Source organism: Okeania sp. SIO2B9 (assembly GCF_010672505.1).
Taxonomy (GTDB): domain Bacteria; phylum Cyanobacteriota; class Cyanobacteriia; order Cyanobacteriales; family Microcoleaceae; genus Okeania; species Okeania hirsuta.
In genome coordinates, this window is the sequence record NZ_JAAHGK010000672.1 from 1 (window position 1) to 4154 (window position 4154).

A 4154-nucleotide genomic window follows, 5' to 3' on the forward strand; every position below is an offset into this window, starting at 1 on the left:
TCCAACCAGTCTGACCCAGTTCACCAATAACATCATTAATAGAGTTATTATTAATAAAAAACACAACTCTCAATTTAGCTTGATTTTGTTGAGCTTCTGAGATTCCTTTCCACATTGCTTTATCGTAAGCATAGGGATTTGCAACCACCAACCAAATATTCATATCTTACACCCCTAGCCCAAATAAAGGCCAATAAAATTTCGCCATTGCCAAGAATATCAAAGTCCCCACTAATTTTAGCAATAAGCCACGCTTAAAAGCTTCAGCAGGCGACACATAACCACTACCAATGATAATGGCCATTACCGGGGTACTTACTGGCAACAGAAAAGCCAGACCTGATGGCAGAGTAATACCCAATGTCATTGCTCTAGGGTCTATGCCATATTTAGCTGCTAAAGCAAGTCCAACTGGCATCAAAACTGCCACAGCAGCAGCATTACTCATTCCTTCTGTCAAAATAGTAATAATCAAAACCATTGCCACAAAACAAATGAAACCAGAATTAATCCACGATCCCAATAAAATTTCTGCTAATGCTTGTGCTGCCCCTGTATCTCGTAACACTGCACTTAGAGCAATAGCACTACCATACATTAAAAAAATACCCCAGTTAACATCTTCTTCTACTTCTTGCCAACTTGCCAACCCAAAAATGAAGCTACACATCACCCCAAAGAAAGCTATTGTATCTAGTCCCCAAGCTGTTCCTCGAAAAATCCACAATAAAACTATCCCTGCCACTAATACTAATGTACCAATTTCTCTTGGTGAAATTCCTCCCAGACTTTTTGACCTAATTTTGAGAAATTTTAGGGCATTTGGTAAAGACACAACTGTACCTTTTCCTATTTGGAGTAAGATAAAATAAGCTACTGTTAACAGTAATACGACTAAAGGAATAGACCAAATAAACCATTCCACAAAACTGACATCGTATTCTCCGTTAGTGGTGCTGCGAAGAACTCCTAATGCTAGTGGTGCTCTGGCACCTCCAAGTAAAGTTGCGATACCACCAATACCACAACCCCACCCTAAAGCTAAGAATGCTGCTAGTCCAAAACGTCCACCGGGTCTAGCTCCTGCTGCTTGTATAACTTCTATCACTACTGGAAATAACATTGCCGTAACAGCGTAGGAACTAATCACAAAAGACATTACGGCTGAAAGAATTAAAATAGAGGCAATTAAAGTATTCTGGGTATTGCCAAAACGGGAAACTACTGTTAATGCTAGACGGGTACTCAGTCCTGAGCGTTGAATAGGACTAGCTAAAATAAATGCTCCTAATACAAAAAATACTGCTTTGTTGCCGAAATAGGCATAAGTTTCTGTGGCAGACATACTACCACTGAGGGGAATTAAAAATAAGACCATTAAGCCTGTGACTGCTACTGGTAAGGTATTTGTTGCCCACAGGAAAGCTGTTACCCCAAATACTGCTAAAGCTCCTTTTGCTTCTTTTTCTATTCCTGCTATTGGAAACAGGAGAATACTTACATAGATTAGTGCTGCAGCTACAAACCAAAACCAACGATACTGAGGTTGACGAGATATGCGTAACCAACTACGAAGATGTCTAATATTTTCCATTTATATGAGTTAAGTTGTGGAGATTTAATTGGCAATGCTATGAGGAATTTAAAATAGTTTTTACTGTTTCAATTATAGTTATAACTGATTGGGCTGTTATACTTTACGCTATATTTGACTTATAGCAAGTTAAACAATTATGTTATCATAGTAGATATCTTAAGTCAAGAAAATGATGAAACTTTAAATTCCTAAAATTCCTATTTTTATTCGGGATTTAAACTTTGTTTTTTATAGGATGTTGTGAATGGAAAAAATTAATCAAACTGCTGTAACAGTGTGGTTTACTGGTTTAAGCTGTGCTGGTAAAACTACTCTGAGTCTAGCTGTGGCAGAAGAGTTGCGATCGCTTGGTTATACGGTAGAAGTTCTTGATAGTACTATAGTTCGTCAAGATATTGGTAAAAGTTTGGGTTTTAGTAAAGTTGACCGAGATGAAAATATCCGCAGAATTGGTTTTTTAGCTCATCTTTTAACTCGTAATGGTGTGATTGTTTTAGTGTCTGCTATTTCTCCTTATAATCAAGTTCGAGCTGAGGTTAGAAAAAGAATTGGCAATTTTATGGAAGTATATGTTAATGCACCTTTAGAAGTTTGCGAAGCACGAGACAAAAAAGGACTTTATCAACTTGCCAGAGCTGGAGGAATTAAAGAATTTACTGGTATTGATTCACCTTATGAAGCACCTCCTCATCCTGAAGTTGAATGTCTAACTGACTTAGAAACAGTTACTGAAAGTAAGGAGAAAATTATACTGAAGATGAAGAATTTAGGTTATTTAGAACCGAGCGATCGCTCCCATATTAACGGTAGTTTTGTGCGAATTTAGGAGATTTATTTAACCCAGTTTTATGATCCTAAAGTTGATTTATTTGAATCATAAAACTGAGTTTTTTGACCAGACAATATTATTTACAGCAGATTCGATATATTCCATCATGGGTGAGGTATACCTATAGGGGGCAAGTCCCGCATTGGGAACATAATATATAGCAGAAGAAAGAAGGAAAAGTATTACGTTGTCTGAGTTTTAAGTTTTTGATCTATCCTAACCTTTGCTTCAACTGCTATATACCAAGACTTACCCAAAAGATGAAGTTATATCATGTCCGGTTGAATAATTAGACTTTGATGGAAGGAAGGCAGAAGGCAGCTATGCTGGAGGCAGAAGGTTTTCTCCTATTATTACCTTAATTTTAGGGGTTGGTGATTAGGTAATGCCATTAAATATTTATGAACGGTACAATTATAGTTTTTTCATAGATATTTGAGACAAAAGCATTACGCATTCACCAATGCCTAATTTTATACACGCTCCGATGCTACCGAACATGATATTATAAACCATTTGTAGGGGTTAACGGTCGTTAACCCCTACCATAATTGGTGGTTATGTGTAATACCAAGCGTGAAAAAAGAATGTTACAAATAAGTTTAGCTCCTTTAGATGTGAAATAATTTCCTGAAATTACTGTAGTGTCAAAGTTTTGAGTCCTAAAAATATTACTTTTAACTTTTAACTTTTAACTTTTAACTTTTAACTTTTGACTTTTGACTTCCGTGAAACGGTATAAGTCCTATTGATAACTGATAACTGATAGCTTATAGCTTATAGCTGAATTTACTATAATTCAGATTGATATAACTGAGTTCTTAGTCTTTTTAATTCTGTCTCAATTGACTGATTTTGAGCTTCTGATAATTGAAATTTTGTTTGATAATCATATAACTGAATACGTAACTTTTCTAGTTCTGACTCAACTGTTTGAAGTTGAGGTTTTAATATAGTCAGTTCATCCTGAAATTGCATTGCCATAGGTCTTAATTTTTCTAATTCCTCCTGAAATTGTAACAGTTGATATTTTAATCTTTCTACTTCATACTGTTCGGGATTAACTTCAATTTTCTCACCATTATAAATATGATCGACTACTTTTCCTGTCATAATATTTCTCACTTCTTTAAGATGAATTCTATGTAAAAATGGATCTGAAAGTAAAGGAATATAATACATACAATCAGAGAAATAATAATGTGTTACTTGACTATATCTGGTGCGGTTTTTATCTAAAACTGGACTACCCCCATGTAGTAAATTTGCAGCCCAAATTAAAGCTTGCCCTTTCTTGACATAAAGTTCTACTTTTTTTAAACCATTATGTTCAATTAATGACTGTAAAAACTCTTCATATATGGGATAAACATCATAAGGTTTATTTTGATAACTACCTGTAATTCCTAAGTCATTTAAATCAAATATTGGTAATTTATGACTGCCAGGATAATAATGTAGCGGACCGTTATTTGCGTCTACATCTTCAAGAGCTACCCAAACTCCACACATAAACCTAGCTGGCATTGAACTAAAATGTATACTGTCACTATGAGTAGATTGTTGAGTACCAAACTTAAAATTTAAGGTTTGAAATGGGATTGGTTCTCGCTGATAAAGTATTTTTAATAGGTTAATAATTTTGGAAGAAGTGGCAATTTTTTTTACATCTTGATTGAATGTCCAAGCATCCTGAATTCGATCGTGATGAATCCAAGCTGATTCTAC

3 protein-coding genes are annotated in these 4154 nt (G+C 35.1%); 1 reads left to right on the forward strand and 2 read right to left on the reverse strand.

Going from position 1 to position 4154, the window contains the following annotated elements; genetic code table 11:
- Positions 1-166: 166 nt before the first annotated feature.
- On the reverse strand, positions 167-1594 hold the full coding sequence (locus tag F6K13_RS21305; RefSeq protein WP_124145076.1) for a DASS family sodium-coupled anion symporter: 1428 nt from the start codon (positions 1592-1594) through the stop codon (positions 167-169).
- Positions 1595-1841: 247 nt separating this feature from the next.
- Here F6K13_RS21305 and cysC point away from each other — a divergent pair, with 247 nt between their 5' ends.
- Positions 1842-2423: an adenylyl-sulfate kinase gene (gene cysC, locus F6K13_RS21310; RefSeq protein WP_192901270.1), complete on the forward strand. Its 582-nt coding sequence runs from the start codon at positions 1842-1844 to the stop codon at positions 2421-2423.
- A gap of 795 nt (positions 2424-3218) precedes the next feature.
- Here the strand turns inward: cysC and F6K13_RS21315 are convergent.
- A partial coding sequence (locus tag F6K13_RS21315) for a phytanoyl-CoA dioxygenase family protein (protein WP_287288300.1) occupies positions 3219-4154 on the reverse strand: 936 nt, incomplete at its 5' end.

What these genes read in the sequence shown, in the direction of transcription:
- F6K13_RS21305 (WP_124145076.1), bottom strand. Translation starts at nt 1,594, where the DNA reads ATGGAAAATATTAGACATCTTCGTAGTTGGTTACGCATATCTCGTCAA.
- cysC (WP_192901270.1), top strand. Translation starts at nt 1,842, where the DNA reads ATGGAAAAAATTAATCAAACTGCTGTAACAGTGTGGTTTACTGGTTTA.